A 24,404-nucleotide genomic window follows, 5' to 3' on the forward strand; every position below is an offset into this window, starting at 1 on the left:
TAGGTAGGCCGCTGCAATATTCCTGAAATTGAAACAGCGCACGCATCAACTACCTGGATAGAGTGATAAGCAGTGCAAGGCTCACCACCTTCAAGGGGTGTATATGAAACTTTAATTTCAACTTCGCCAGCCTGGTCTCCCGTGAATAGTACGGCATCTCCAGTACCAGAGATTGAACCAGAGCCCGAATTCACACTCCATTCATAGGTTCCGCCCAAAGAATCAGCGGAAGCGGCAAGAGTGACCGGTGCTCCAATTTCTGACTCAGCGGGCCCACTGATACCAACCGTACACAAGCAAACCCACAGCCATTTAGTGTCTTTGCAGCTTTTGCCTTTGGGAGTTGTATAGGTGGAAGTGACTGTAATGTATTCAGAATACCCAACTTTATACCCAACAAGTGTCGCAGTCTCACCAAAGGCAGTCAAAGTCGGATTTCTTGACCACGAATACGAGCCTCCGACTGGTGTTCCGCTGGCCGACAAGCTAACAGTCTGATCGAGCTTAATAGTTTTCGGGGCTGTCAGTGTCACTTCGCACTCCCATCCCCACACTGAAACACCGAAACCAAGAGAAGAAACAAGAAAGACTAATGAAATAATTACCCGTTTCATAGCCCACCAATATCAAGTAGACGTTTGGCAGCGTTCTCCTTCCACTTGCCACCCCGAACTTTTCGGTAGGTCTCGGCCGCCTCACTCTTTTTATTTATTTTCTCATAGAGGCGTCCCAGCTTATATCTAGCATAATCAGCATCCACATCGTCGGCGAACTCTTCCACAAAACGGTTAAGCATCTCCTCGGCATTTTCATAATCCTCAGCTGCCTCATTAATTTCTGCCAGATTAAGATAAGTTCGAGACAGAAAATGATCCTCACGTTCTTTCTCTTTTTTGGACCGCAACCATGTCCTGCTGTTATTGCTTTGAGCTATTACAGAAGAACCCCTCTGCCGGGCAATATCAAACTTTCCAAGCTCAACTGCGTATTTTGCAATCAGCCAATTGGCCCTCATTGCAGTGAGGGTGAGAGGCTCTTTTTCAATCTCTTTGTTGGCAGCAGCAACACCGAGTGTAAACGTGGCATCGGCCAGTTCCCCAAAGCCTTTTCGGTGAAGATCTCTTGCCAGATTGAGCTGAGTTTCATAGTCAGTCACCTGATTGATGATATCGGCAAAAAGAGAAATCTTAATCTCCTGATCTTCAAGGTTTCCATCTCTCGACCAATGGGCATCAAGCAAACTTGAATATGCCTTAAGAGCAAAGAAATGCTTGTCCGGATACCGATCAATATACTTTGAATATTTGTTTATGGCAGTATCCCAGTCTTTGCTGCTCATAGCATCCCTGGCGCGTAGAAAAAGACTTTTTCTGCCCCAGACAGTTTCAGGAAAATTTGCGCTCAGGGTGTCAAAAATTTTCCTGCCGGTTTCCTTTTCACCCGAATTAAGAAAAGCAACTGCGAGTTTATAGGCGTTACCCGCTGACAATTTCTCAAACCCTTCGCCAGCTAACGTAGTCATTATTTTTTTACTGGCAGCCTTGTCCCCTTTCTTGTGAGAGGTTTTAAGAAGTTTTATGTAGGTGTTTATAAGCGTATGGATAAAGGGGGAGCTGGAAGTAAACTGCTCCTCAGCTGCAATCGCGTTGAGCAGTTCGAGGCCCTGCTCATCCCTACCATTGGTGAAATACAACAAGGCCAGTTTGTATTTATCGTTACTATCAAATTCTGGATCAGGATAGTTATCGGCTAAACTTGTCAGTAACTTTTCGACGGCCAAGTTATCACCTTTCGTTTTTAAAATATTGAAAAGTTTGGAATAGGCACGCAAAGTCACCTTGATGTTATACGGGTAATGACTGATTGCATGTTCAGTAACAATCAATTCAAGAATTGGCCGTGCATCTTCATCTCGGTTAAAATCAAGGTAGATTTCAGCCAGATTATACATATTTTTATGGCTGAACCCGCCGTTATTGAAGGTTGCCTTTAACATGGCAAGACGCCTGTTAAATTCAGCCTCATTACCAGTTTCGCGAAAAACCTCAAAAAGATCCGAATAAGCTGTCAGCAGGTTTTTGATGTAGTACTGCTTTTTTTTCTGGTATCTGGTGGATTTTGTGCCTTGAGTGGCAGGGTGGGTATCAATGTATTTTTCAAATAAGGCCTGGGCTTCTGCACTTCTGCCTTGATCAAGGGCAATATCCCCTTCCTTGAGCAGATAATATCCGTCAAAACCCCAAGCATATCCGGCCATTGTCACAAGAATGCCTGCGCTGCAAAAAGTACTGTAAATTATTTTGCGCAGTACAGTTGCTTGGGCGGCAATAACGGTGAATATGTGGTTCATTGCAGGCCCCTCTTCTCTTTTCTGCTTTTCAGAATTTCTTTCATCATTCTGACCAGATCAGGTGCCGAACTACTAGCAGTAACTGATTCGTTAAAATCAGCTCTGGCCTCAACTTCGGCCTCGTCGGTAATGGTTCGGATAAGACAGCACTTTACTTTGTTGCTGTAGCAGACCTGAGCGATTGCCGAGCCTCCCATGTCAACAGCGCTGGCCTTGAATTTTTCCATGAGCCATTTTTTTTTGTCCGAACTGGCAATGAATTGATCTCCAGAAACCAAAATACCTTCTGTTAAATTTCCCCAGATCTTCAGGCTTCTGTTAACTTCCAGTACTGACTTCACGAGAGAGCGATCAAGCACATTATAGGCATCCGCTTCTTGATTGTTTCGCACCGGAGTTTTGCTCCAGATAAAGCCATATGGCTTGATTGATCCAAAATCATGCTGATAAACTGTGGTGGCAACCACAACATCGCCTTTCTCAAGATTTCCAACAAGACTGCCCGCTGGAGATATGGAATAAACCGAATCAATAGAAAACTCCGAAAGCAGGACCTGGGCAGTAATGGCGTTATTAACTTTGCCCATTGGTGACCGAACCAAAACAATCTTCGTGCCACCCAAGCTGCCGGAATAAAATTCACGCCCGGCTTTCTGTTTTATTCCGGCATTAAAGTCTGCAGAGTTGTTGAACCCTTGAAGTGTTGAGTCTAGCGCAACAATAATACCTGTGTCTGCCCAACACGCAGATCTAACAACAAATACCAAAGAGCAGACTGCGACATACCTTGCAAAGCAGATCAATCTGCTTCAACCAGGCCAACTAAGCGCCTTAAAATCAGCAAGAAGCTTCTCACCGGCTTTATGGTTAACCATTTTCACAAAATTAATTTTGGCGGAAACTGATCTTTTAAAAGTATCCAGCGTATATTGCGAGGGCTCGGGATGACTCTTTTCCATTTGTGCCCATTTATATATTTCCTTGTTGATATCTTTGTGGCGGCAGTTATAGACAACAGCCCGTAATTTTCGGATCTCATTTTTGTCGATATTAGGTTTGATGTTCACAACAACCCCAGTAACCTTTTGGCGCGACCCACTTCGCATAATCCGCAGTTTGTTTTCATTCAGTTCATAACCTTCTTCCAGAACAATCTCTTTGAACAAGGGGAGCAGTCCGGCTAAATTGGTGTTGTTTGAGGAAACCGTCAAATCATCAGCATAACGCGAATACGAAAAGTCACATTTTTCACCTAGCCGGGCAAACCTCTTGTCGAGCCGTCGGCATAAAACGTTAGAAATAGCCGGGCTAGTTGGAGCGCCGGTGGCGAGCCTTCCTTTAAAGGTTGTCAGGTTGGTGAGTGTACTTGCCACGCCTTCGGGATATCCCAGGGAAAAAAACATCCCAAACACTCGTTTAGCTTTTGTTGATGGGAAAAAATCCTTAATATCCATTTTTATAAGTACTTTCTTGTCCGTGTGCCTTTGGGCGTTTGTGACGATGGAACGATTTTTCCGGAACCCTTCGGCATGGTTATTCAACGGAACCTTGATCAGCAGAAAATCAAGAATCTTTCTCTGCACCGTTTTCAGTTCCGCTTTTGGTGCCAGAATTTCGCGTTGGGCTCCATTTTTTTTTGCGGCAGAAAAACGGGTATAGTATTTTGGGGAATTTTGGGCCAATTCATCCATGGCCACGAGGGAAATGCCAAGAGTATCGGCAAGATGCTGCCTATTGAAAACACACGGAATCCCCCTGGTTTTCAATTCCAGAAAATAGGAGACCAGAAAATTAAGAGCTCTCGGGTCAGTCTCTTTATTCTTTTGCAGAAATCTTAAAAGATACGGGTGCTTGCCCGCTCGCTCCTTGACGTCATCCTGAAAAAAATTAACATCCCGATTATTTTCGAGGCGCATTCCAGCGTACGCAACAAGCAGATCAACCAACTCAGGATCAACATCGGCACGAAGATTTACCAATCGCAAATTCTTCAGATATTGTTCTTTCTCCCTGCAAAGTGCCATTGAACACCGAGTGAATTTGAAAAAATTTGACGCCGAGGCTTGTTTTTACTTAATTTACGACCGGCAGAAAGCTGCCGGTCGTGCGTAGCAAGTATCAGGAAGGCATAGCGTAACGCTATGCTAGACACTAAAATCAAAAGCCTCGGCGTCAAAATTTAAGTTTCGAAAGTACTAAATGTGGTTTTTCGGATTTTTTCAAGAATTCGTAAAAAGTCCGATTTAGGCCATTTTGCCCAATCTAACATTTTGAAATCATTAGGTCTTATTTTTAGTTTTCGACTTTTTACGAGACCATAATTTTTCATACCTTGAAAGGTCTCTATCAAAAAATGTCAGAATTTCATGCTTAAAAAGTACAATAAATACACCCACACCTTGGCAAATATTTGTAGAGATTAGATAGCAAGATAGATCCTTGCCCATGTTTTCTCTTTGTAATACTGATCTTTTCCGGTAAAATAGAAACCATCTGATCCGGAATGAAAAAAGAAGAACTGACCATGGCCCAGCATGACAACTCCTATAAGCTTCTCTTCTCCCACCCCGAAATGGTGGCTGATCTTTTGCGGGGTTTTGTTAAGGAGGATTGGATCCAGGAGGTGGATTTTGCCAGTCTCGAAAAGGTGAGCGGCAACTTTGTTAATGATGACAGAGTTATATCCAGACGACTGATAAATTATTGCCACCGGTTCTGCCAGTGGTTCTTTATAATGGTATCCCCAGATGGCAGGCCGCAGTTGATGTGTCAGAGCTGATTGCTCCGGCACCGGGCAGTCTGGTTCGCTACCGGCCTTCGATGCGCTACCTGATTCTCGATGAAGGAGCGCTTGACGAAACAGATCAGTTGGCCTTGCGCAACCTGGCAGCAGCGCTGTTTCGGATGGAGAAAAGCCGTAGTCCTCAGGCCATTCGCCAGTTGGTCAAGGCCTTAATCGATTGGTTGAAGGCGCCGGAACAGACTTCGTTGAGAAGGGCGTTTGCCGTGTGGATAAACCGGGTGCTGTTGCCAAACCGCATGCCCGGAATGGAGATCGAAGAAATACGAGACCTGCAGGAGGTGGAGAGTATGCTTGCCGAACGAGTTGCCGAATGGACTGGAGAATGGAAACAGCAGGGCCGAGCTGAAATGCTGCTGCGACAGATGCAGAAAAAATTTGGTGCAGCGCTAACCGATGAGCACCGAAAACGCGTAGCTGAAGCCGATGCCGATGCGCTCCTTGTGTGGATTGAGAATATTTTGACAGCCGAAACGCCTGATGAAGTCTTTCACTGAACCAATTTTTTGGTTAGTTGGGTGTCGGTAATTAAAAGGCACGAGTTTTGTGCCCCTTTATTTTCTTGAAGCGGCAAAGATGAGGCTTTGTTTGATCTCTTCGATGAAGGCTTTGTCTGTGATTTTTTGACCTTCCTGGTCGAGTACGTAAAAGACATCAACGACCTGATCTGACTGGGTAGCAATTTTGGCCCGGAAAATGTTGATCCGGAAGTCGGTCAGTGTTCTGCAGACGTTGTAGAGTATCCCTAATCTGTTTTCCGTGTAGACCTCCATAACTGTGAAAACTTCGGATGCGTCATTGTGTATCACAACTTTAGTCTGTTGGAGCTCTCTTGATGGTATCTTAGCTAATGGCAGGGTAACGTTGTTGAGGCGATACTCAAGGCCCAGGCGGTTTTTGAGGGCCTGGGAAAGGTCGGTTGTGAAGGATTTCCAGTTCTGGTCGGCATGGGCTTGCTCATAAACGGAACGTACATCGAGACTGTCAACGGCAATACCGTTTGACCAGGTGAAAACCTGAGCTGCAAGAAGTTCTAGACTGTTTAGTGCTGTAACCCCGCATATTTTCGTGAGCAGGCCCGGGCGGTCTTTTGTTATGATGAGAATTGTCCAGTGATCAGTTTTGTCTTTGGGGATAACTGTGACGCTATCTGTGACAACCTGGCTGTGCCGAATGTGTTCAGCGATTTGGGCGGGGGGGAAATTTAGCAAATAGTCGTCCGGCAGGTCATTGAGCTGTATTGGGCATTGATTGTCAAACTCGGAGGTGATTTTGTCCCGGATCCAGTCAATGCCTAAGCTTGAATTTTCTCCGGGCCCTTCTTTCTGGTCTAAAACCAGGGCGATTTTTAGATAGAGGTCGAGTAGAAGGGTGTTTTTCCAGTCATTCCAGACAGTTGGGCCAGTTGCCATGGCATCTGCAATTGACAGGAGTATGAGTGCTGCGAGTTCTTCCAGCGAAGAAAATTTTTTGGCACAACTCTTTATAAAGGCAGCGTCTTCCAAGTCTCTACGCAAAGCGGTGTCGGTCAGGAACAGGTGGTTTCTTACCGTGAACTCAAGCAGGGCAATCTCTTCCGCAGCAAGACCAAGTCGGCTGCCAATCTGTGCGGCCAGTTTAGCGCCCTTGTCTGAATGGTTAGTGTCGTAGCCTTTACCAATGTCATGAAGCAGGGCCGCCAGAAATAGAACTTGTGGTGAGGTCAGTAGCGAGTAAATATTCTGATGGGTGTCTATGACCTGATGGAGAACCTGGACGGTCTGTAAGAGATGATGGTCAACTGTGTAGACATGATAGATGTCATGTTGAGCGAGAGAGATCAGATGGCCGAATTCTGGAATGTAGGCTGCCAGAAAGCCCGTTTCGAGCATCGCCTCCAGGATTGAACCAGTGTTTTTCTGCTGTTGAATAATCGTGAGAAACTGCTTCGCAATGCTGGGGTCTGTTCTGAACTCATCGTTAATACGATCCAGGTTTTCAGCAATAGCTTTTCGTGCTTGATGATGGACCTGGACGCCGGATTTAGCGGCTAATGAAAAAATCTGCATCATCGTTCGAGGTGAACTGCTGATCAATTCAGGGCTAGATAGGTGAATGCGCTCATTTCTCTCGACGATTCCAGGGGCCAGGACTTTATATTTTTCTTTGCTGAAAAAGCCCGGCTTTTTGGCGAGGACTTCGTCAACATGTTCAAAAAAGAGGTCTGAAGTTACTGCGACAGTTTGCAGATGGCCATAAACCTTGCGCATGAAGTGCTCAACGCCCATTAGGCCTTGTGAAGGCCGGAAGTTAAAGGCTTTGGCGATTTCTTCCTGGTGCTCAAAGAACAACTGGTCAGTCCGTCTCCCGGTAATGTAGTGCAGGCGGTTACGTATTTTGATCAGGTGGTCCCAGGCCTCAACAAATCTATCGTGTTCAGGCTGAGAAAGTATGCCTGAGTCGCAGAGCGAGGCAACGTCCTTTAAACCAAAGACCACTTTAGAGGTCCACAATACGGCCTGAATATCGCGTAAACCACCACGGCTTTCCTTGATCTGTGGCTCAAGCATGTAGCTGTGTTGGCCAAAGTGTCTGTGGCGCTCATCACGATGGCGGGTCATCTCCTCAAAAAACTCTCTGCGTTTGCCGTCAATGAATTTTTTGCGGAATTTATTCTGGAGCTGGCTGAAAAGAGCAACATCGCCAGAAATGAAGCGGGCATCGAGAAAGGCCACCTGGAAGAAGAAATCCTTGGCGGCATCGTTTAAACAATCTTTGATAGTACGAACACTATGGCCAACATCAAGACCTGCGTCCCAGAGGGGGTAGAAAAGGGCTTCGGCCACAGAGTTAAGCTTGTCGGATACCGATTTTTCGTGAAGCAGGAGTAGGTCGATATCGGAGAAGGGAAATAGCTCACCCCTGCCGTACCCACCCACAGCAATGAGGGTCATGCCGCTCTTGGTTTCGGCGCAATCCGAAAATTTTTGCGCTAGATGGGTGTCGATCAGATGGGTATGCTCTTTAAGGAGAGCTTGACCGCTGAGGCCTTGCCGCCAGAGAACTTCCAGAATTTCCCGGCGGGTTTTGAGGCCGTGGAGAGGGTTTTCGGATTTCGGATTTTTGATTTCGGATTTCGGCGGTATGATATCGTACCTCTGTCGGGCTTAAAGTTATGTGTATAGGTCAATTGGTCAGAAAGTACTTCTCTTTGCGGAAATCCGATATCAGAATTCCAAGTAGGTTATATGGCGTCCCTGCCTTTTTCTCCGGTTCGGACGCGTACAACCTCTTCTACAGGAAGAACAAAAATTTTGCCATCACCTATTTTCCCTGTCAGAGCAGCCTGGCGAATACAATCGACAACTTTGTCTACCTGGTCAGCATTTACAATGATCTCAAGTTTCATTTTAGGCCTGAAGTCAACGACGTATTCAGCGCCGCGATAAATTTCTTTGTGGCCTTTTTGGCGGCCGTAGCCCTTCACTTCAGTCAAGGTCATACCGTTTATGCCGATTTTGTTTAAGGCATCTTTAACATCATCAAGCTTGAAAGGTTTGATAATTGCTTCAATTTTTTTCATGAATAATCTCCATTCGTTAAGAACTATAGGCAGATTCACTATGTTCGGAAAGGTCAAGGCCTGTCACTTCCGCTTCATCAGAGAGCCGCAGGCCCATGACGGAATCAATTACCTTGAGTAGGATCCAACTTACCACAAAAGCATACGCTCCGACAACAGCTACGCCAAAAAGTTGAGAGCCCAAAAAAGCAGCATTCCCGGCAAAAAGTCCATCTGCGCCTCCTGGGTTGACGGCCTTTGAGGCAAACAGGCCAAGGCAGAGGGTGCCAACCAGGCCACCGACCCCATGGATCCCAATAACGTCCAGGCTGTCATCCAGGCCGATTTTGCCCTTCAGGTTAACAGCAGTGTAACAAGCGATACCAGCAATCATGCCGATTAGTATTGCTGAAATCGGGCTGATAAATCCTGCTGCCGGGGTGACGGTTGCCAGCCCGGCAATTGCTCCGGAGGCGGCGCCAAGTGTGGTGGGTTTGTCGTGATGCACCCATTCTACAATGGTCCACATAGCCATTCCGGCCATTCCCGCCAGATGGGTTGAGACAAAGGCTGTGGCGGCAATGCCGTCAGCAGCCAAGGCGCTGCCTGCATTAAAGCCAAACCAGCCAAACCAGAGTAAGCCTGTGCCAATAACTGTCATTGGAAGATTGTGGGGCATGAAGGAGTGGCGGCCAAAGCCTTTTCGTGGTCCGATGACTAAAACTGCGGCAAGCGCAGCCATGCCGGAGGTGAGATGGACAACTAAGCCGCCGGCAAAATCTAAAACACCCTTTTGGGCAAGCCAGCCGCCTGAGCCCCAGATCCAGTGACAAACCGGGTTGTAAACAAGAATAGACCACAGAAGGGCAAAAATAATAAATGGCGCAAACTTCACACGTTCGGCAAAGGCGCCGGTAATGAGCGCTGGGGTGATGATTGCAAACATGCACTGGTAGATCATGAAAACGTTTTGAGGGATGGTAGTCGCATAGGTCTGGCTGGGTGCGGAGCCAACAGAATTGAGACCAAGCCATGACAGGTCACCGATAATACCGCTAATGTCTGGGCCAAAAGACATGGAATAGCCAATGATGACCCACTGCACGCTGATAACTGAGATCATGATCAGGCTTTGCATGAATGTACCCAAAACGTTTTTGCTTCTCACCATTCCTCCATAAAAAAGGGCCAAACCCGGTGTCATCAATAGTACCAGGCCTGCAGCGGCTAGAATAAATGCGGTGTCTCCAGCGTTGATCATTTTGTTCTCCTGTCTGTGGGGGTAAGTTTATTGGTTGAAAATGTATTTGTTCTGTCGCTTTGTGCCGGCACTAAGGGGGCTGTAAAGTTCGAGAAAAATAGACGAATTCTGTGGCCCAATCAGGATGTCGACACTTGCCGTATTCTTAGCAATAATTGGTCCGTTATCTGATCTGCCTACTAATATGCCGATAATATTACGTTTATTTGGTTTGCGCTGGTGTCTTAGCTGTGCGATCTACCAACAAATTTGTGTATTTTAAATAGTATTCAAACGAAATTGTAATATAATTGTTGTTGCGCGGGAGGTAATTAGTTTGGTTTTTGAAGGTTGCCGAGCTGTGGATAGGGTGTCGAAGGGAGTGTCACGAGATGATGAGCGTTGCGGTAGTGTTAGTATCTTTAAGGAAAAATACAAATATGTAATAAGAAATCAGAGGATTTGGTACCGTTCAAAAACGATTGAAGAAAGAGGGATGTCGGGAAGTTGCTTATTGATCCAGGCACGAAGGCTTCGGTTCATTTCTCCTCGAGAAAGGGTGAATTTCTGTAAGTCAGCATAAGGGCGATTGTTGAAGAATTGAAAAATAGTTTCCCTGACCAGAAGTTCTTTGTCATTGGGAATAACATCCTCTTTGGCCATAAGAAGAACCAAGGTGAGGTCGATTGCTAAAAGTGCCGGTGATTTTAGCTCGTCATTAAATGATGAAATTAGAAAGGATGGAAGTTGCCAGCGCTTGCGGACTTTCTCCGCTGGAATCTCCTTCGCGGCAATTTGCTTTTCGTTTTCGGTAGGCGCATTTAGCGCGGTCTGGGCTTGATCTGTACCGTGTTGTTGGTCTGCAGCTGGAAGATCTTGTTTGATTTCTTCCGTGCTTGCCGGGTCTGTTGTTTGCGGATCAGTATCGGTTAATTCTGGTGAAGGCTGCGGGCGTAAGAGGAGAGCTATAATGATAATTATGGGCAGGCATAAAGCGGGGATGCGAAATTTAAGCGGGAGCGCGAGAAGGCGGTCGAGCAGGGTGAAAAGTTTGCCGAGACCGGAAAGCGGGGCGACCTTTTCTTTCTTAAGGTCTTTTGCTGTAGACGAGGTTTCTTCGTGCCCGACTGAGGTCTCATCGTCGAAGGAATCATCCTCCAGAAAGAACTCACTGCTAGCCTCTTCGTCAGGAGAAAACATAAAGTCTTCTGCCTGAAAGGCCTCACCCCAATCGTCACCGATATCACTGTTGAAGATCGTCTCTTCAGTTTTTCCCTGTCCTTTGTTGGGTTCAGGCGTATCGGACATGATAGTAGCCTAGTTAATGGGGGCTTGGTGATTAGTTGACTCGAAGGACAGCTAACAGGAGAAATGTTCAACCATTTAACCAGTTAAATAATTGACCAATATACTATCTAACAATTTACAGAACTTTTTTGATCTTTTCACCGAGGGTGTCGGCGGTGAAAGGCTTAACAATATATTGACTGACCTTAGCTTTAACGGCAAGGATGATATTGTCTTGCTGGGCTTCGGCGGTAACCATGATGAATGGTATCGGCGCCAGGTCCGGGTTCGATCGAACATTCTTCAAGAGTTCAAGGCCGGTCATTTTTGGCATGTTCCAGTCAGAGATGATAAGGTCTATTTTCTCTTGCTTGAGCACACCCATTGCGGTCGTACCGTCATCAGCTTCAATGATGTGTTTGTAACCAAGCTGCGACAGAATATTTTTTAATATTCGGCGCATGGTCGCAAAATCATCGACAACTAAGACTTTCATGGATGTAATGTCTGGCATTTGAACTTCCTTCGTGCTATTTAAAATGACATCGCTTTTGCTGTAAACGCCATCAGTGCGCTGTCAAGATGATTTGCCCAGTTCCTGAGGTGGTGCTACAACTCACCTTCACCAATCATATATAAAAATATAGAACAAAATCAATTAAATTTTGTCGAAAAAATTAATTTACTGTTTTGGACAGGATCTGATCGTTTCCTTGGAAACCATCAAGTCATTAATGCTTTTTTAAGCTTTGAACGCAGCCGCAAAACAGCCTTGCTGTGCATTTGAGAAATACGTGACTCGGTATAGTCCAATACCAGGCCGATTTCCTTCATTGTCAACTCTTCAAAATAGTACAGGGATACGGTGAGCTTCTCTTTGTCGGGCAGGTCAGAGATTGCCTGAGCGACGAGATTGCGAATTTCTGCAAAGCTCAATGCTGCAAAAGGGTCTGTACTGTCAGAATTGAGCAAATCGGTTATTGTTGAGGCCTTCATCTCGGGTGAGCGCTGTTTGAGCAGCTCAATGTCCATGAATGTTACAGCCTTAGTTTCATCTAAAAGCTTATGGAACTCTTCCAGAGAAAGATCGAGGCTTTGCGCCATCTCTTCTTCTGTGGCAGGTCGGCCAAGCTTTTTTTCCATTAAGGAATAGGTTGCCTCCAACTGGGTGATTTTGCTTCGTACTGACCGGGGAACCCAGTCAAGGGCTCGAAGCTCATCAAGCATTGCGCCGCGTATGCGAAACTCCGCATAGGTTTTAAACTGTACGTTTTTTGAAAGGTCGAATTTGTCGATGGCGTCGATCAGGCCGATGATACCGCAACTGATAAGGTCATCAAGGGCGACATGGGCAGGCAGCCGTGAAGCGAGGCGAGTAGCAATGTATTTTATCAGGGGTGTATAGGTAAGGATTAACTCATCACGTTTTTCAGGGGTGAGCTTTCCTGATCCGGTAAAGTAGGCCCGAGTATAATCTTTAAATTTCTGCTGATTCTGTTTAGCCATCGCTGTGAAAGTCACTGTATCGAAAATATCTCAGTTAAATCTTCTGTGGACACATCTACGTTTAAAGTCAGCTTATTGTTCAAATATACGTTGCCAGAAAAATTTTATATTGCCGTCAGTTGCCAGTTCTGGACGATCTTCAAGCAGCTGGTTTGCAATTTTGCCAATCATTTTTGAGGCCGGTGTGTCCTTGAAAAGCTCTGTCACTAAGCGTTGGCTACGCACCGCTTTGATCAGATTTTTATCATACGGAATATATCCTAGAAAGTCCAGAGAAAGAGTGCCGAGAAATTGGTCACAGACAAGGGTGAGCTGGCGAAAAACTGCCAGTGCTTCTTTCTCGGTCGCGGCTTGATTTATGACAATTCTAAATTTTTTGACATCATGCTTGGACGAGAGGACTTTGATCAAGGCATAGGCATCTGTTAAGGCGGTGGGTTCCGGGGTCAGAATGACAATTCGTTCCTGGGCGACCAGATTGAAATAGACAACATTTTCATTGATGCCGGCGGCAGTGTCAATCAGCAGTATATCTATGCGTTTGCCAACCTCTTCCATCTCGGCCAGGAAATACATCTTCTGGCTTTCTGAAAGGGTAGCGAGTTCCATGATCCCTGAACTGCCGGGCAGTATTTGAATACCTCCCGGCCCTTCAATGATAACTTCGTCAAGGCTTCTTTCCCCCATAAGGACGTGGTGGAGGTTGTATTGGGGGGTCAGCCCCAGAAGAATATCGACATTGGCCAGGTTGATATCGGCATCAAGGATAAGAACCTTTTTTCCTTGGGTGGCCAGCTTATAACCCAGATTTGTAGTGAGGTTGGACTTGCCAACGCCACCTTTGCCGCTGGTCACACTCAGAACTCGGGGCGGTTCCAGTACTTGCCCCCTTGTTTTAGGTGTTGATGTGGTCGATATGTTCATTATTTTTTCCAATGTGTCTGCCTGATTCATTATTTTCTCAAGTTTTGGTGTAGGGGTTTATGCATTTATTAGTGAGAAGTCTGGGACTGAACGAATGCAGTCGCGGCATCCCAGCCATTTTTAAACAACGTATCAAGGTAATCCTTATTTGCGACCATGAAGTCCTCCGGAACCCTTTGGCCCGTGCATAAATAGCTGATCGGTAACGACGAGGCCACGACTTGCTGGCATAAGGCAGCATATGCTCTTGTTTCATCAAGTTTTGTGAGAATCAAACTCGCGGTTGAAAGAGTGGAGTACGATGTGATCATTGTTTGTAAATCTTCTTTTTTGGTAGTTGCACTTAAAACAAGGTGTGGTTCAAGTCCTGTGCAGGGTGCAAACCACTCTTGGAGTTCATTAATGTGGCCGGTGTCATAGGGGCTTTTTCCGGCTGTATCAATAATAATAACATCCTTGTCGCTGTGTTTTTCCAGGGCGGCAACAAGGTCTTTTTTTCGTAGGGCAATTTCACAGGGTAGGCGCATAATCTTCGCATAGGCACGCAGCTGGTCAGTGGCGCCAATTCTGTAACAGTCCATGGATAAAAGGGCAACGCGTTTACCAGCTCTGAGACTGTACCAAGCGGCCATTTTAGCGGTAGTTGTCGTCTTTCCAACTCCGGTGGCCCCAACCAAGGCCATAATCTTAGGTGTCTGATTCGCATCCGGAACGTGAAGCTTTTCAATAAGCTGGTCACGCCATAGTTTGACCGCCTGCTGGTCGGGTCTGGTAACTGGCTTCCTGGCGGTTAGGGGGCGGAGATCGCTGCTCAGTCGAACTGGTTCTGCGGGGGGAGGAGGCTGGGGCAGTAAGTTGGCAAAGCGTAGTCGCATATCGTGGGATTCAGAACGGGCCACATCGTTGACTGATGAAGTTAGAGTTCGTCTCGTGGTGCTCGGAGAGGACAGGGTCGAGTCGGGAACGCGATGTTTTGCTCGGACTGAATGATAGCCATATGCCGATTTACTTCCTGCAACGCCAGCTTCGGCATCGTTCATGGCAATCTCTTCAATGTCGTAGTCCATTGCCGCAACGACTTCAACCATCTGGGTTTTACCGTTTTTCTTGCCGATGGATCGTGTGGCTAAAATAACGGCATCGTCTCCCATTTCACTTTTAATCATGGCAAGCGCTGTTGTTGTGTTTTTTGCTTCGAAACGTTTAATTCGCATGGTATTTATCGTTTTAAGTTTGGCATAAAAAGGTATTGATCTGTATGTATCTGATTTTAGCCAAAAAGTCCGTAATTAAAAGCTGAGTTACGAGTATAGGCCAAAAGGGTACTATTGTTGACTTCTTAGCCCTTAGCCTTTTACCTTTTACCTTTTACCTCGAACCTCGAACCCTTTACCCATCTGTGCCTTATGGCTTAGGGTTAAGCGCAATGGTGCCTAATGAGTTAATCTGAACCTGGTTAGTTAATTCGTTGTTAGAAAGAATAATGACCTGGGGCAGAAAACGTTCAAGCAGATGGCGCAAATGCCTTCTGATAACCGGTGTGCAGAGGATGAGGGGCTGGTAGCCGTCATTGGATACTTTCTCCACCATCTTCTGAGCAGATTCAACCACCCTCTGGGCCAGGTTCGGTTCGAGGTTAAGGTACGTTCCCTGTTCTGTTTTCTGGATAGATTCTCGGATAAAATCTTCAATTTGCTGAGAGATGGTCAGCACATACAGTTTACCATCATCATCGATATGATTGGCGACTATTGAGCGGGCCAGTTTCTGGCGAACATATTCGGTGAGAACGGACGTATCTTTGGTCATTGTGGCGTAATCGGCCAAAGTTTCACATATGGTCAGCAGATCGCGGATGGAAACGCGCTCTCGCAGAAGGTTCTGTAAAACTTTTTGCAGGCCGCCCAAGGATAAGTTATCAGGAATAAGCTCATCGATGACCTTAGGATTGCTCTGGGCCAGGTTGTCGATGAGCTTCTGGGTGTCTTGTCTGCCAAGAAGTTCTTCGGCGTGGTTTCGCAGGACTTCTGTTAAGTGGGTGGCAACAACGGTGGATGGGTCAACAACCGTGTAGCCAGCTAATTGGGCCTCATCTTTCTTGTTCTCGGTAATCCATAAGGCCGGTAGATTGAAGGCTGGTTCTGTAGTCGGGATACCCTCGATTTCACGCTTGGCTCCGCCTGAGTCCATGGCCAACTGATAGCCCATCATGATTTCACCGCGGGCGATTTCGACGCCTCTCAGCAGGAGAACATACTCATCTGGTTTAATCTGTAAATTGTCGCGGACATGAAGCGATGGCACGATAATGCCCATATCCATGGCGAACTGCCGACGTATACCACGAATTCTTTCAAGAAGATCGCCTTCCTGGTTTTCATCAACCAGGGGAATAAGGCCGTAGCCAACTTCGAGCTGTAGTGTGTCGAGAGGTAAAAGGGCCTCAACGGTTTCTGGTGTTCCTGGCAGATCCTCTTTTTTCTCTGTTTTCTTGTCGGCGGCTTCTTGAACCATGGCTTTTTGATGAAAGGTGAAATAGGAAATTGTGCCGAGCAGGACGGCCAGAATTAAGAACGGTAAGTGTGGAAGGCCCGGGATTAAGCCGAATATTCCGATGATGACGGAAGAAACGGCTAAAGCCTGAGGCTGCATACCGAACTGCTTGGCGAATTCGGCGCCAATACTCATGTCTGAAGCAGCACGACTTACAATAATACCAGCTGCAGTTGAAATAATCAGAGACGGAATTTGAGAGACGAGTCCATCGCCGATTGTCAAGAGGGTATAGGTCTCAAGGGCTTGAAAAACATCCATGTTTTGCAGAACAGCCCCAATGAACAAACCGCCGATAATATTGATGATCATTATGATGATGCTGGCAATGGCCTCGCCGCGCACAAATTTTGCTGCACCATCCATAGCCCCGTAAAACTCGGCTTCTTGGGATATGGCCGCTCTTCTGGCCTTTGCTCCATCTTCGTCAATCAGGCCGGCGTTCAGGTCGGCATCAATTGCCATCTGTTTTCCGGGCATAGCGTCTAAGGTGAATCTGGCGCCAACTTCAGCAATACGTCCGGAGCCCTTGGTGATTACGATAAAGTTAATAAGAACCATGATCAGAAAGATGATAAGACCAACTGCATAATTTCCACCAACAACAAAATTGCCAAAGGAGTTGATAACCTGACCGACTGCGCCGGGGCCTTCATGGCCATGCAGCAGGATAAGCCGGGTGGAGGCAATATTAAGCGAAAGTCGGAACAGGGTGGTCAGTAACAGCAGTGGTGGAAAAGATGAGAAATCCAGTGGGTTGGTATTGTAAAGACACATGAGCAGTATCACCAGGCCGATGGCAATACTGAAGGAAAGCAGCAGATCCAAGATAAGGGTCGGCAGCGGCATGATCATGACCAGGAGAATTGCTACAACTCCAACGGCGACGACCATGCTGGATGCATCAATGTTAATTGCTTTAAATCCTGTTAATGCAGCTGTTTTTTCTGCCATTTTTTTAAGGGCTAAAGGTTAAGGGTTAAGGGTTAAAGGTTAAAGGCTAACAGCTAAAATCTACGCCGCCCGTTTCTTGCGCATTCCATAGACATATGCCAAAACTTCCGCGACTGCCTGGAAGAGGTTCTCCGGGATAGGATGATTGACCTTCACATTTTTGTAAAGTGCCCTGGCCAGAGGTTTATCTTCAACCATTGGCACGTTGTTTTCCGCTGCAACTTCACGAATGCGCTGGGCAATAGCCCCAGCACCTTTTGCTACGACTAACGGTGCGCTCATTTCAGTTCCTGTGTAGCGCAGGGCAATGGCCAGTCTGGTCGGGTTGGTGATAACGACATCAGCGGTTGGAACCTCGGCCATCATTCGTTGTCGGGCCATCTGCATCTGGATCGAACGGATTCTGCCTTTGACCTGAGGGTCGCCTTCCGTCATTTTAGCCTCTTCTTTGACTTCCTGCTTGGTCATTTTCATTTTTTCCATAAACTGCCACCGTTGGAAGGCATAGTCAAGGATTGCCAGAAGTGCGATTACCAGCGCACATTTTAAGAAAATCCAAAAAGCGGTGATGCTGGCAAAGGTCATAATCTGCATTGTTGTCTGATCCATGAGCGGCATAAATTCAGGTAGAGCCGAATAGGCTTCGCTGAAGGCCACGTAGCCAATAAGGCCTACTTTGAGCAATGATTTGACGAGTTCTGCCAGTGCCTGGAGGGAGAATTTTTTAGCCAGACCTTTGATAGGGTCGATTTTTTTGAGATCAGGCTTCATTTTTTCACCGGTAAAAATGAAGCCGATCTGGGCATAATTGGAGATCAGGGCAGCGATAAACACTGCAATCATGACAGGTCCAACGAGATACGACATATTGAGCATACACTCTTTGGCTATTCCAGGGATGTTCCCAGGAGTTATATTAATCGAGTGAGCATTATCGAGGTAAAAGGCTGTTACAGCAGAGAGTGTATTAAGAAAATAGCCGCTTAACATGTATAAGGTCATAAGGCCGGCGAGCAACACCGTGGCCGAAGGGATCTCCATGCTTTTTGCAACATCACCCTTGTTTCTGGCTTCCTGAAGACGCCTGCTGGTAGGCTCCTCAGTTTTTTCCTGGCCACTGCTTTCTTCTGCCATTCCGGATCCTTATTTAGATCTTTTCAACTTCAACGACGTTATGTTTTTTAGCCACTGACCCACACGAACACACACCGACGGTTAACTGCTTTTACTGCGTTTAATGGGGTATACCTTTAAGCTATTGCTCAACCAACCACTTAACCACTTAACCAATCAACCAAACCTGCTTTTACCCCCCCATGCCTTTAGCAAGTTGGAATAACTCGACTCCCATTTTATCGAAATTTTTAATCATCAATGGTAAGAAATAGCTCATTGAAAGACCGACAAAAATAAAGCCGATTGCAATATTCATAGGCATGGCGACAATCATGACCGGCATCTGCGGAACTGTTTTGGCGATAATGCCCATGGCAACATGGGAAAGAAACAGCGCTGCAGCGGCTGGGGCCATAATTTGAACCGCTAAAACAAACATATGCTGCACAGCATCAATAATGCCTGCAAGCGTGGCATCGGAGAGATGAATGGTGCCCGGTTCTACCCAGTTGAAGCTTTCGACCAGGGTTCTGAAAAACAGGTGGTGGCCGTTAATGGCCAGGAAGATGAGGATGGAGATAATGTTCCAGAGGTTGCCGATCAAGGATACCTGGGTGCCGGATTGAGGATCCATCGCACCTGCCATACCCATACCCATGGAGATACTAACCATCTGGCCGGCAATGTCACAGGCCGAAAAAACCATACGTGCTAAAAAGGCAAGGACAGCACCAAAGGCGATTTCGGTTCCAACAAAAAGAGCGTAGTCAATAGCCGATTTGGGGAAACTCTCAGGAACAACCTGGACAGTCGGCACTAGAATCAAGGCGAGAACCAGGGTGAAGAGAACCTTGACCTGGGGTGGAATACTGGTGGAACCGATAACCGGCATTAAAAATATCAATGGGCCGACCCTGGTCATAATGATCAGCAGGGAGAGCACGTTGTTAAGGGTCCAGTTTAAGAGGGCGGTATCGGTCATTTTTCTACGCTATAGGTTACCGAATAAGATCGGGAATCCTGATGAAAAGGTCATGGGTGTAGTCTGTTAATTTAATTGTCATCCACGAGGCAAAAAATAAAAGAGCAAACATGACGGCAACAATTTTAGGAACGAAGGTAAGTGTCATCTCTTGTATCTGGGTGGTCGCCTGAAAAATTGCAATCGCCAGACCAACAATGAGGGCGATTGCCAGCAGGGGCGTTGAAACAAGCAGTGAGATAAAGACAGCATCATGGCCGAGGTTAATTGCTTCTAAGGAGGTCATATTACACTCCAAAACTCTTGATCAGCGAGCCCACGATTAAATACCAGCCGTCAACCAGCACAAAAAGTAATACCTTGAAAGGCAAAGAGATCATAATCGGCGGCAGCATCATCATACCCATAGACAGGAGGATACTGGCAACGACCATGTCAATGACCAGAAAAGGCAGGAAAAGTACAAAGCCGATTTCAAACGATGTCTTTAACTCACTGATCATAAAGGCGGGGATTAATACAGAGGTTGGCACCTCATCCTTGTTTTCAGGTTTTTTGAGATCGGCGATCGAGATAAACAGGGCAAGGTCTTTTTCCCTGGTCTGCTTGAACATGAAGGAGCGCAGTGGCTTTATACCTGCCTCCATGGCTTCTTCAAGAGAGATCTGTTCGTCTAAATACGGTTTGATTGCTGTTGTGTTCATTTGAGTGAAAACCGGGGTCATAATGAACAGGGTTAAAAACAGGGAAAGACCGATTAAGACCTGGTTCGGAGGGGTTGTCTGGGTGCCTAGTGCCTTTTTGAGAAAGGAAAAGGCGACAACCAGGCGCGTGAAGCAGGTCATCATTAATAGTATGGCAGGAGCCATTGACAGTACTGTAAAGATTAAGAGGATTTCAATGAGAACAGAGACTTCACCCGGGTTGTTCGCCTCACCAAGACCAATCTGTAGCGTTGGAATTTGAATCGCCTTTCCTGGATCAGGTAAAACAAGCAGGCTTGAAAGGGTCACGAGAGAAAGCACTATTGCTTTTTTAAGCATCTGTAGCCTCCTCACCACGACTGTCTGCTGATTGTGGTCTTTTTTGTATGGCCCGGGTGGCCTTTTTTAACATTCCTGAAAATGGTGAGGCCGCACTTTTTTGTCCGGACCTGTTGGCATTGTGCAGCACCGAGCTTTCTAGATCTGTTAGTAACGTAATACTGTTATCCGTAATTCCAACTGCAACGTACTTGTTGGCTATTTCAACAACGGCAATATACTTTTTAGGGGCTATCATGCGTGACTCGACCACATTGATTAACGATCCAGCCGCTGAAAGGCCTTTGTTAAAGGCAGATTTTTTAAAAAGAAAGAAAAGCAGAAGCATAATCCCCACTACCACAGCAAGAGAACCCATAACCTTGAAGAGTTCGGCTATAAGGGAGGTTGTTTCACGAAGGTCGCTCGATAAGGTTGTCGGCAGGGTGGTGGAAGCAGGATCGATTGCCAGGCAGGTTTGTGCTTTTATGATAAAACCAACACAAACTAACATTGTTAAAGGCCTGGGAGAGAGGAGTTGGTTTTTCATGGGATTACTGTTATCCGATATTCTTAATCCGATCGGCCTGGCTGATAATTTCAGTGATTCGAATGCCGAAGCGTTCGTTAACAACAATTACTTCACCTTTGCCAAGGAGTTTGCTGTTGACATAAATTTCAACAGGCTCGCCTGCAGTCTTGCTAAGTTCAATTACCGAGCCCTGGGTAAGATGCAGCATGTTGTTGATCATCATTTTAGTTCTGCCGAGTTCAACGGTAACTTCAAGAGGGATGTCCAGCAGAAAATCCAGGTTATGGGCACCCTCCTGGTCCGTAGAACCAACACCTAACTCATCAAAGCTTACTGGTGTGCCGCCATTCTGATCCTCTAACTCTGTTGCCCAGTCGTCTCCAGCGTCGTCAGTAGGTTTACCTGCCATTGTATTTCTCCTTAGTAACTTTTTCCCTCACAAAATATCAAAATGAATTGGCATCTGTGGTTACTTTATTTATGGGTTATCTTCGATTAGTATAGTTTTGTGTCTAGTCGCGCTCCTGGTCAAAGACCAGACGCTTAATCAAAAAGGCTTTGTTACCCCTGTGCAGTCCTGGTGTCCCCATAAACTTTCGGACATTTCCCAGGTAGCAGGGGAGCAGGTCATCTTTTCTTCGATCGAGTTGAATAATGTCACCTACGTCAAGTTCAATGATATCACCGGCGGGAATTAGCGCTTTACCAAGCTCGACCTTGATCTCCAGAGGAACATTTTTAATATTTTCTTTAAGGGTATTCTCAAGAAGAATATCCTCTTCACTTTGTTCTCTCTGAAATGAGGTTGTCAGCTTTGATTTCACAGATTCCAGGTTAGCAAGCGGAATGCAGGTGGTGATACTGCCAACGGCTCGATCCATGTCGACTTCATAGCGGTTGATGAGGACGACATCCTCAGGTTCGCAAATTTTGGCAAACTGGGGGTTGATTTCGCTCCGTACATACTGAACTTTAACCGGATGCAGGGAGTACCAAGCCTTTTCAAGGTCGTTAAGCAAGATGTTGATGACACGATGAATGAGACGTTGTTCGATGGCGGTAAAATCACGGCCCTCAATTCTGATATTCCTTGAGCCAGTTCCGCCAAGAAAGGTTTCTACCAAGGCGAAAACAAGTTTTGGTTCCAGGACAAATAAAGCGTGCCCCCTGAAGGGTTCCATTTTGAATATCTGGAGACTGCTTGGTACCGGCAGGGTTCTGACAAAGGCACCAAAACGCTCAAGTTCCATAGGGACGGAGGTGATATCGATAATTTTACGAAGTGTGTTGGCCAGAGAGGATCGCATTGAGCGCAGGAAAGTGTCGTTGATGACTTCCATCGCCGGCATTTTCGTTTGCACAATACTTTGTTGCCGGCTGAAGTCATAGACGGTATGGCCAAGGTCTTCCTCGCTTATATCTTCTTCTGGTTCCTCAATGTCTCCGCCCGAAATACCTTTTAATAGGGCATCGACCTCGTCTTGGCTTAATATCTGTTCCATAATATCAGCGCTTATTGAATGACAAAGTCTGTGAAATAGATATTGTTGGCTCTGTCTGGACGCAAGATCAGGTTGACGCGCTCAAAGAGTTCGTCTCGGACGCGAATCTTGCCTTCAGGAGTCATGACTTCTTCAAAAGAGAGGCTGGTCAAGAGCATGATGATCATGTCCCTGAGCTTGGGCTTGGCTTTTTCAGCACTTTCAAGAACCTCTGGCCCTGGAAGTTCAATGGCTATTGTTACTTTAAGATAGCGTTTCCCTTTGGGGTCGGAGAGATTGACCACAAAGGGTTCTAGTGTAAACATTTCACCAATGGGCTCCTTTACCTCTTTTTCAACCTCACTCTGTTCGATGGCTGGGTCAGGGGCAAGAAACTTTGTGTAGGCAAAATAACCGCCACCGGCTAACAGGGCGAACACAAGGCCAATGATTACGAAGAGAACAAGTTTACTTTTCTTTTTGGGCTGTTCGGATTCATCGCCTACGTTTTGATCTTTTTCTTCTTCTGCCATAACAACGCTCCTGTTAGAGTATTTTTGACTTTTACGGCATTAAAAGCAATTCTTATGCCATGTGCGTGGGTTTGCCGAAGACCCTCTCAAATCAGACTGTGTGGCAAGTTTGCCAGTTCTGACTTGTTATGACAAAATAAAGAAATCATGTCAATGAAATGACTCTATAGGTGCTATGTGTCAATTCATTGACTGATTTCTAAAAGCCGGCTCTTGAAAAAAAACAAAGAGTCAGTATCATTGCCGAATGAAAACATGCACGAACGTCGCTTTAACGAGGTGCCTGAACTATGAACAAGAGGCGCTTAAAGATCATATTGACGAGCTTTGTGGTGCTCTTGGTTTCTCTTTATGCTCAGGAGACCGCGTACTCTTAAAGCCGAACCTGGTTTCTGGTGCCGGGCATCAGGGAGAGGCTATCACACACCCAGGTTTTGTAGCGGCTGTAGCGGCCTGGTGTCTTGATCAGGGTGCGCGTGTGAGTGTTGGTGACTCGCCGGCGTTTGGTTCAGCGCTCAGTGTCATGGAGAAATTTGGCTACACTGAGGCGCTTAAAGGCATGCCGGTTGCCTTGATAAATTTTAGAAAGAAAAAACGGGTTGAAACTGAGACAGGATTTCGTCCGGTAATAGCAGGTGAAATTTATGAGCATGAGTATCTGATTAATCTCCCTAAAGTTAAGGCCCATAATCAATTACGTTTGACTTTGGCGGTGAAGAACTATTTTGGTGTGGTGCTTTCCTGGCGAAAGGCCGTAGCACATATGCAGCATGGCGATAAACATTTTGTGAAGCTGGTTGTTGATTTACTTGATGTTGTGCCGGAGGGAATCAGTATTGCGGACGGGATTGTGGCCATGCACAAGCGTGGGCCTGTGGGGGGAGAACCTTTCGAGTTGGGGGTTATCGGTGCCAGCAGGAATCCTGTTGCTCTTGAAACAGCAATTATGCAGATTCTAGCTGTCGATCCAGAGGCTTCACCTGTGTGGCTGGAGTGCAGGCTCAGGGAAAAGGTTGGCTGTAATATAAGCAGCCTGGTCTTTCCGTTGTTGAAACCGTCAGCTCTGACTGTTCAGGGTTTTCAGGTTCCAGAGATGTTGTCACCCGTTCGGTTTCAGGTGCAGAGTTTCTTATTTAATAGTATAAGAAGGCTTTTTTAAATGAGAGTGAGGAGAGGAAATGTTTAATCTTCAGGGTAAGGTTGCTTTAGTTACTGGGAGTTCTCGGGGTATCGGCAAGGCTATTGCCGTGAAATTTGCACAAAACGGTGTAAACCTGGTTGTAAATTATATCCGGCATAAAAGGGATGCGGAGGAGACCGCCCATCTGATCGAAAAATGCGGCGCAAAATGTGTTGTTGTCAAGGCTAATGTTGCTGACGATGATCATGTCAAAAACATGTTTGAGATCGTTAAGGATACCTATGGCCGGTTTGATTTTTTAGTCAGTAACGCCGCTTCTGGCGTATTAAAGCCGGTGCTTGAGCTAAACGCCAGGCACTGGAACTGGGCGATGGATATAAACGCCAGAGCGCTGTTGACCTTGGCCCAGCAGGCGGTACCATTCATGGCACCTGGCAGCAGG

22 protein-coding genes and 2 pseudogenes (1 of these 24 running past the window's edge) are annotated in these 24,404 nt (G+C 46.3%); 3 read left to right on the plus strand and 21 right to left on the minus strand.

Annotated elements, in window-relative coordinates; genetic code table 11:
- From HQK80_05215 to HQK80_05230, 4 genes are all read right to left on the minus strand, one after another.
- A partial coding sequence (locus HQK80_05215; protein MBF0221617.1) for a hypothetical protein occupies window positions 1–614 on the minus strand: 614 nt, incomplete at its 3' end.
- A complete protein-coding gene (locus tag HQK80_05220; protein MBF0221618.1) occupies window positions 611–2,350 on the minus strand; it encodes a tetratricopeptide repeat protein in 1,740 nt (579 codons plus the stop codon). The genes HQK80_05220 and HQK80_05215, both read right to left, overlap by 4 nt.
- A complete protein-coding gene (mtnN, locus tag HQK80_05225) occupies window positions 2,347–3,153 on the minus strand; it encodes a 5'-methylthioadenosine/S-adenosylhomocysteine nucleosidase (protein MBF0221619.1) in 807 nt (268 codons plus the stop codon). Before mtnN ends, HQK80_05220 begins: the two co-directional genes overlap by 4 nt.
- Before the next feature lie 6 nt (window positions 3,154–3,159).
- A complete protein-coding gene (locus HQK80_05230; GenBank protein ID MBF0221620.1) occupies window positions 3,160–4,374 on the minus strand; it encodes an RNA-directed DNA polymerase in 1,215 nt (404 codons plus the stop codon).
- A gap of 500 nt (window positions 4,375–4,874) precedes the next feature.
- Here HQK80_05230 and HQK80_05235 point away from each other — a divergent pair.
- A pseudogene (locus HQK80_05235) lies at window positions 4,875–5,647 on the plus strand (Rpn family recombination-promoting nuclease/putative transposase).
- Window positions 5,648–5,704: 57 nt separating this feature from the next.
- Here HQK80_05235 and glnD read toward each other — a convergent pair.
- The 17 genes from glnD to HQK80_05320 all read right to left on the minus strand — a co-directional run bounded on the left by glnD (window position 5,705) and on the right by HQK80_05320 (window position 22,821).
- Entirely contained in the window at window positions 5,705–8,278 is a 2,574-nt protein-coding gene (glnD, locus tag HQK80_05240; GenBank protein ID MBF0221621.1) for a [protein-PII] uridylyltransferase, read from the minus strand.
- 95 nt (window positions 8,279–8,373) lie between these two features.
- Entirely contained in the window at window positions 8,374–8,712 is a 339-nt protein-coding gene (locus tag HQK80_05245; protein MBF0221622.1) for a P-II family nitrogen regulator, read from the minus strand.
- Window positions 8,713–8,728: 16 nt separating this feature from the next.
- Complete coding sequence (locus tag HQK80_05250) at window positions 8,729–9,952, minus strand: ammonium transporter (protein ID MBF0221623.1); 1,224 nt, start codon at window positions 9,950–9,952, stop codon at window positions 8,729–8,731.
- A 432-nt stretch (window positions 9,953–10,384) separates the two neighbouring features.
- Complete coding sequence (locus HQK80_05255) at window positions 10,385–11,239, minus strand: hypothetical protein (protein MBF0221624.1); 855 nt, start codon at window positions 11,237–11,239, stop codon at window positions 10,385–10,387.
- 115 nt (window positions 11,240–11,354) lie between these two features.
- Window positions 11,355–11,732 (minus strand): response regulator, encoded by a 378-nt coding sequence (locus HQK80_05260; GenBank protein MBF0221625.1) that lies wholly within the window; start codon window positions 11,730–11,732, stop codon window positions 11,355–11,357.
- 209 nt (window positions 11,733–11,941) lie between these two features.
- Window positions 11,942–12,724, minus strand: coding sequence for a FliA/WhiG family RNA polymerase sigma factor (locus HQK80_05265; GenBank protein MBF0221626.1), 783 nt, complete (start codon window positions 12,722–12,724; stop codon window positions 11,942–11,944).
- A gap of 72 nt (window positions 12,725–12,796) precedes the next feature.
- Complete coding sequence (locus HQK80_05270; GenBank protein ID MBF0221627.1) at window positions 12,797–13,678, minus strand: MinD/ParA family protein; 882 nt, start codon at window positions 13,676–13,678, stop codon at window positions 12,797–12,799.
- A 38-nt stretch (window positions 13,679–13,716) separates the two neighbouring features.
- Complete coding sequence (gene flhF, locus HQK80_05275; GenBank protein MBF0221628.1) at window positions 13,717–14,862, minus strand: flagellar biosynthesis protein FlhF; 1,146 nt, start codon at window positions 14,860–14,862, stop codon at window positions 13,717–13,719.
- 190 nt (window positions 14,863–15,052) lie between these two features.
- Entirely contained in the window at window positions 15,053–17,155 is a 2,103-nt protein-coding gene (gene flhA / locus HQK80_05280; GenBank protein ID MBF0221629.1) for a flagellar biosynthesis protein FlhA, read from the minus strand.
- Between the two features lie 60 nt (window positions 17,156–17,215).
- Window positions 17,216–18,289, minus strand: a complete 1,074-nt coding sequence (flhB, locus tag HQK80_05285; protein ID MBF0221630.1) for a flagellar biosynthesis protein FlhB — start codon at window positions 18,287–18,289, stop codon at window positions 17,216–17,218.
- A 172-nt stretch (window positions 18,290–18,461) separates the two neighbouring features.
- Window positions 18,462–19,253, minus strand: coding sequence for a flagellar biosynthetic protein FliR (gene fliR, locus HQK80_05290; GenBank protein MBF0221631.1), 792 nt, complete (start codon window positions 19,251–19,253; stop codon window positions 18,462–18,464).
- 16 nt (window positions 19,254–19,269) lie between these two features.
- A complete protein-coding gene (gene fliQ / locus HQK80_05295) occupies window positions 19,270–19,539 on the minus strand; it encodes a flagellar biosynthesis protein FliQ (GenBank protein ID MBF0221632.1) in 270 nt (89 codons plus the stop codon).
- Between the two features lies 1 nt (window position 19,540).
- Window positions 19,541–20,296: a flagellar type III secretion system pore protein FliP gene (fliP, locus tag HQK80_05300; protein MBF0221633.1), complete on the minus strand. Its 756-nt coding sequence runs from the start codon at window positions 20,294–20,296 to the stop codon at window positions 19,541–19,543.
- Window positions 20,289–20,825 carry a flagellar biosynthetic protein FliO gene (locus HQK80_05305; protein ID MBF0221634.1) on the minus strand — a complete coding sequence of 179 codons (537 nt, stop codon included), beginning with the start codon at window positions 20,823–20,825 and terminating at the stop codon, window positions 20,289–20,291. Before HQK80_05305 ends, fliP begins: the two co-directional genes overlap by 8 nt.
- 10 nt (window positions 20,826–20,835) lie before the next feature.
- On the minus strand, window positions 20,836–21,216 hold the full coding sequence (fliN, locus tag HQK80_05310) for a flagellar motor switch protein FliN (protein ID MBF0221635.1): 381 nt from the start codon (window positions 21,214–21,216) through the stop codon (window positions 20,836–20,838).
- Window positions 21,217–21,319: 103 nt separating this feature from the next.
- Window positions 21,320–22,312: a flagellar motor switch protein FliM gene (fliM, locus tag HQK80_05315; protein MBF0221636.1), complete on the minus strand. Its 993-nt coding sequence runs from the start codon at window positions 22,310–22,312 to the stop codon at window positions 21,320–21,322.
- Between the two features lie 8 nt (window positions 22,313–22,320).
- Window positions 22,321–22,821: a flagellar basal body-associated FliL family protein gene (locus tag HQK80_05320; GenBank protein ID MBF0221637.1), complete on the minus strand. Its 501-nt coding sequence runs from the start codon at window positions 22,819–22,821 to the stop codon at window positions 22,321–22,323.
- Window positions 22,822–23,068: 247 nt separating this feature from the next.
- Here HQK80_05320 and HQK80_05325 point away from each other — a divergent pair, with 247 nt between their 5' ends.
- Together HQK80_05325 and HQK80_05330 are read left to right on the plus strand one after the other, a co-directional pair.
- Entirely contained in the window at window positions 23,069–23,980 is a 912-nt protein-coding gene (locus HQK80_05325) for a DUF362 domain-containing protein (protein MBF0221638.1), read from the plus strand.
- 19 nt (window positions 23,981–23,999) lie between these two features.
- Window positions 24,000–24,404, plus strand: a pseudogene (locus tag HQK80_05330) (SDR family oxidoreductase); it runs 351 nt beyond the window's last position.

This window comes from Desulfobulbaceae bacterium, assembly GCA_015231515.1.
Classification (GTDB): domain Bacteria; phylum Desulfobacterota; class Desulfobulbia; order Desulfobulbales; family VMSU01; genus JADGBM01.

What these genes read in the sequence shown, in the direction of transcription:
- HQK80_05220 (MBF0221618.1), bottom strand. Translation starts at nt 2,350, where the DNA reads ATGAACCACATATTCACCGTTATTGCCGCCCAAGCAACTGTACTGCGC.
- HQK80_05230 (MBF0221620.1), bottom strand. Translation starts at nt 4,374, where the DNA reads ATGGCACTTTGCAGGGAGAAAGAACAATATCTGAAGAATTTGCGATTG.
- HQK80_05245 (MBF0221622.1), bottom strand. Translation starts at nt 8,712, where the DNA reads ATGAAAAAAATTGAAGCAATTATCAAACCTTTCAAGCTTGATGATGTT.
- HQK80_05250 (MBF0221623.1), bottom strand. Translation starts at nt 9,952, where the DNA reads ATGATCAACGCTGGAGACACCGCATTTATTCTAGCCGCTGCAGGCCTG.
- HQK80_05255 (MBF0221624.1), bottom strand. Translation starts at nt 11,239, where the DNA reads ATGTCCGATACGCCTGAACCCAACAAAGGACAGGGAAAAACTGAAGAG.
- HQK80_05260 (MBF0221625.1), bottom strand. Translation starts at nt 11,732, where the DNA reads ATGCCAGACATTACATCCATGAAAGTCTTAGTTGTCGATGATTTTGCG.
- HQK80_05265 (MBF0221626.1), bottom strand. Translation starts at nt 12,724, where the DNA reads ATGGCTAAACAGAATCAGCAGAAATTTAAAGATTATACTCGGGCCTAC.
- HQK80_05270 (MBF0221627.1), bottom strand. Translation starts at nt 13,678, where the DNA reads ATGAATCAGGCAGACACATTGGAAAAAATAATGAACATATCGACCACA.
- flhF (MBF0221628.1), bottom strand. Translation starts at nt 14,862, where the DNA reads ATGCGAATTAAACGTTTCGAAGCAAAAAACACAACAACAGCGCTTGCC.
- flhA (MBF0221629.1), bottom strand. Translation starts at nt 17,155, where the DNA reads ATGGCAGAAAAAACAGCTGCATTAACAGGATTTAAAGCAATTAACATT.
- flhB (MBF0221630.1), bottom strand. Translation starts at nt 18,289, where the DNA reads ATGGCAGAAGAAAGCAGTGGCCAGGAAAAAACTGAGGAGCCTACCAGC.
- fliR (MBF0221631.1), bottom strand. Translation starts at nt 19,253, where the DNA reads ATGACCGATACCGCCCTCTTAAACTGGACCCTTAACAACGTGCTCTCC.
- fliQ (MBF0221632.1), bottom strand. Translation starts at nt 19,539, where the DNA reads ATGACCTCCTTAGAAGCAATTAACCTCGGCCATGATGCTGTCTTTATC.
- fliP (MBF0221633.1), bottom strand. Translation starts at nt 20,296, where the DNA reads ATGCTTAAAAAAGCAATAGTGCTTTCTCTCGTGACCCTTTCAAGCCTG.
- HQK80_05305 (MBF0221634.1), bottom strand. Translation starts at nt 20,825, where the DNA reads ATGAAAAACCAACTCCTCTCTCCCAGGCCTTTAACAATGTTAGTTTGT.
- fliN (MBF0221635.1), bottom strand. Translation starts at nt 21,216, where the DNA reads ATGGCAGGTAAACCTACTGACGACGCTGGAGACGACTGGGCAACAGAG.
- HQK80_05320 (MBF0221637.1), bottom strand. Translation starts at nt 22,821, where the DNA reads ATGGCAGAAGAAGAAAAAGATCAAAACGTAGGCGATGAATCCGAACAG.
- HQK80_05325 (MBF0221638.1), top strand. Translation starts at nt 23,069, where the DNA reads ATGAAAACATGCACGAACGTCGCTTTAACGAGGTGCCTGAACTATGAA.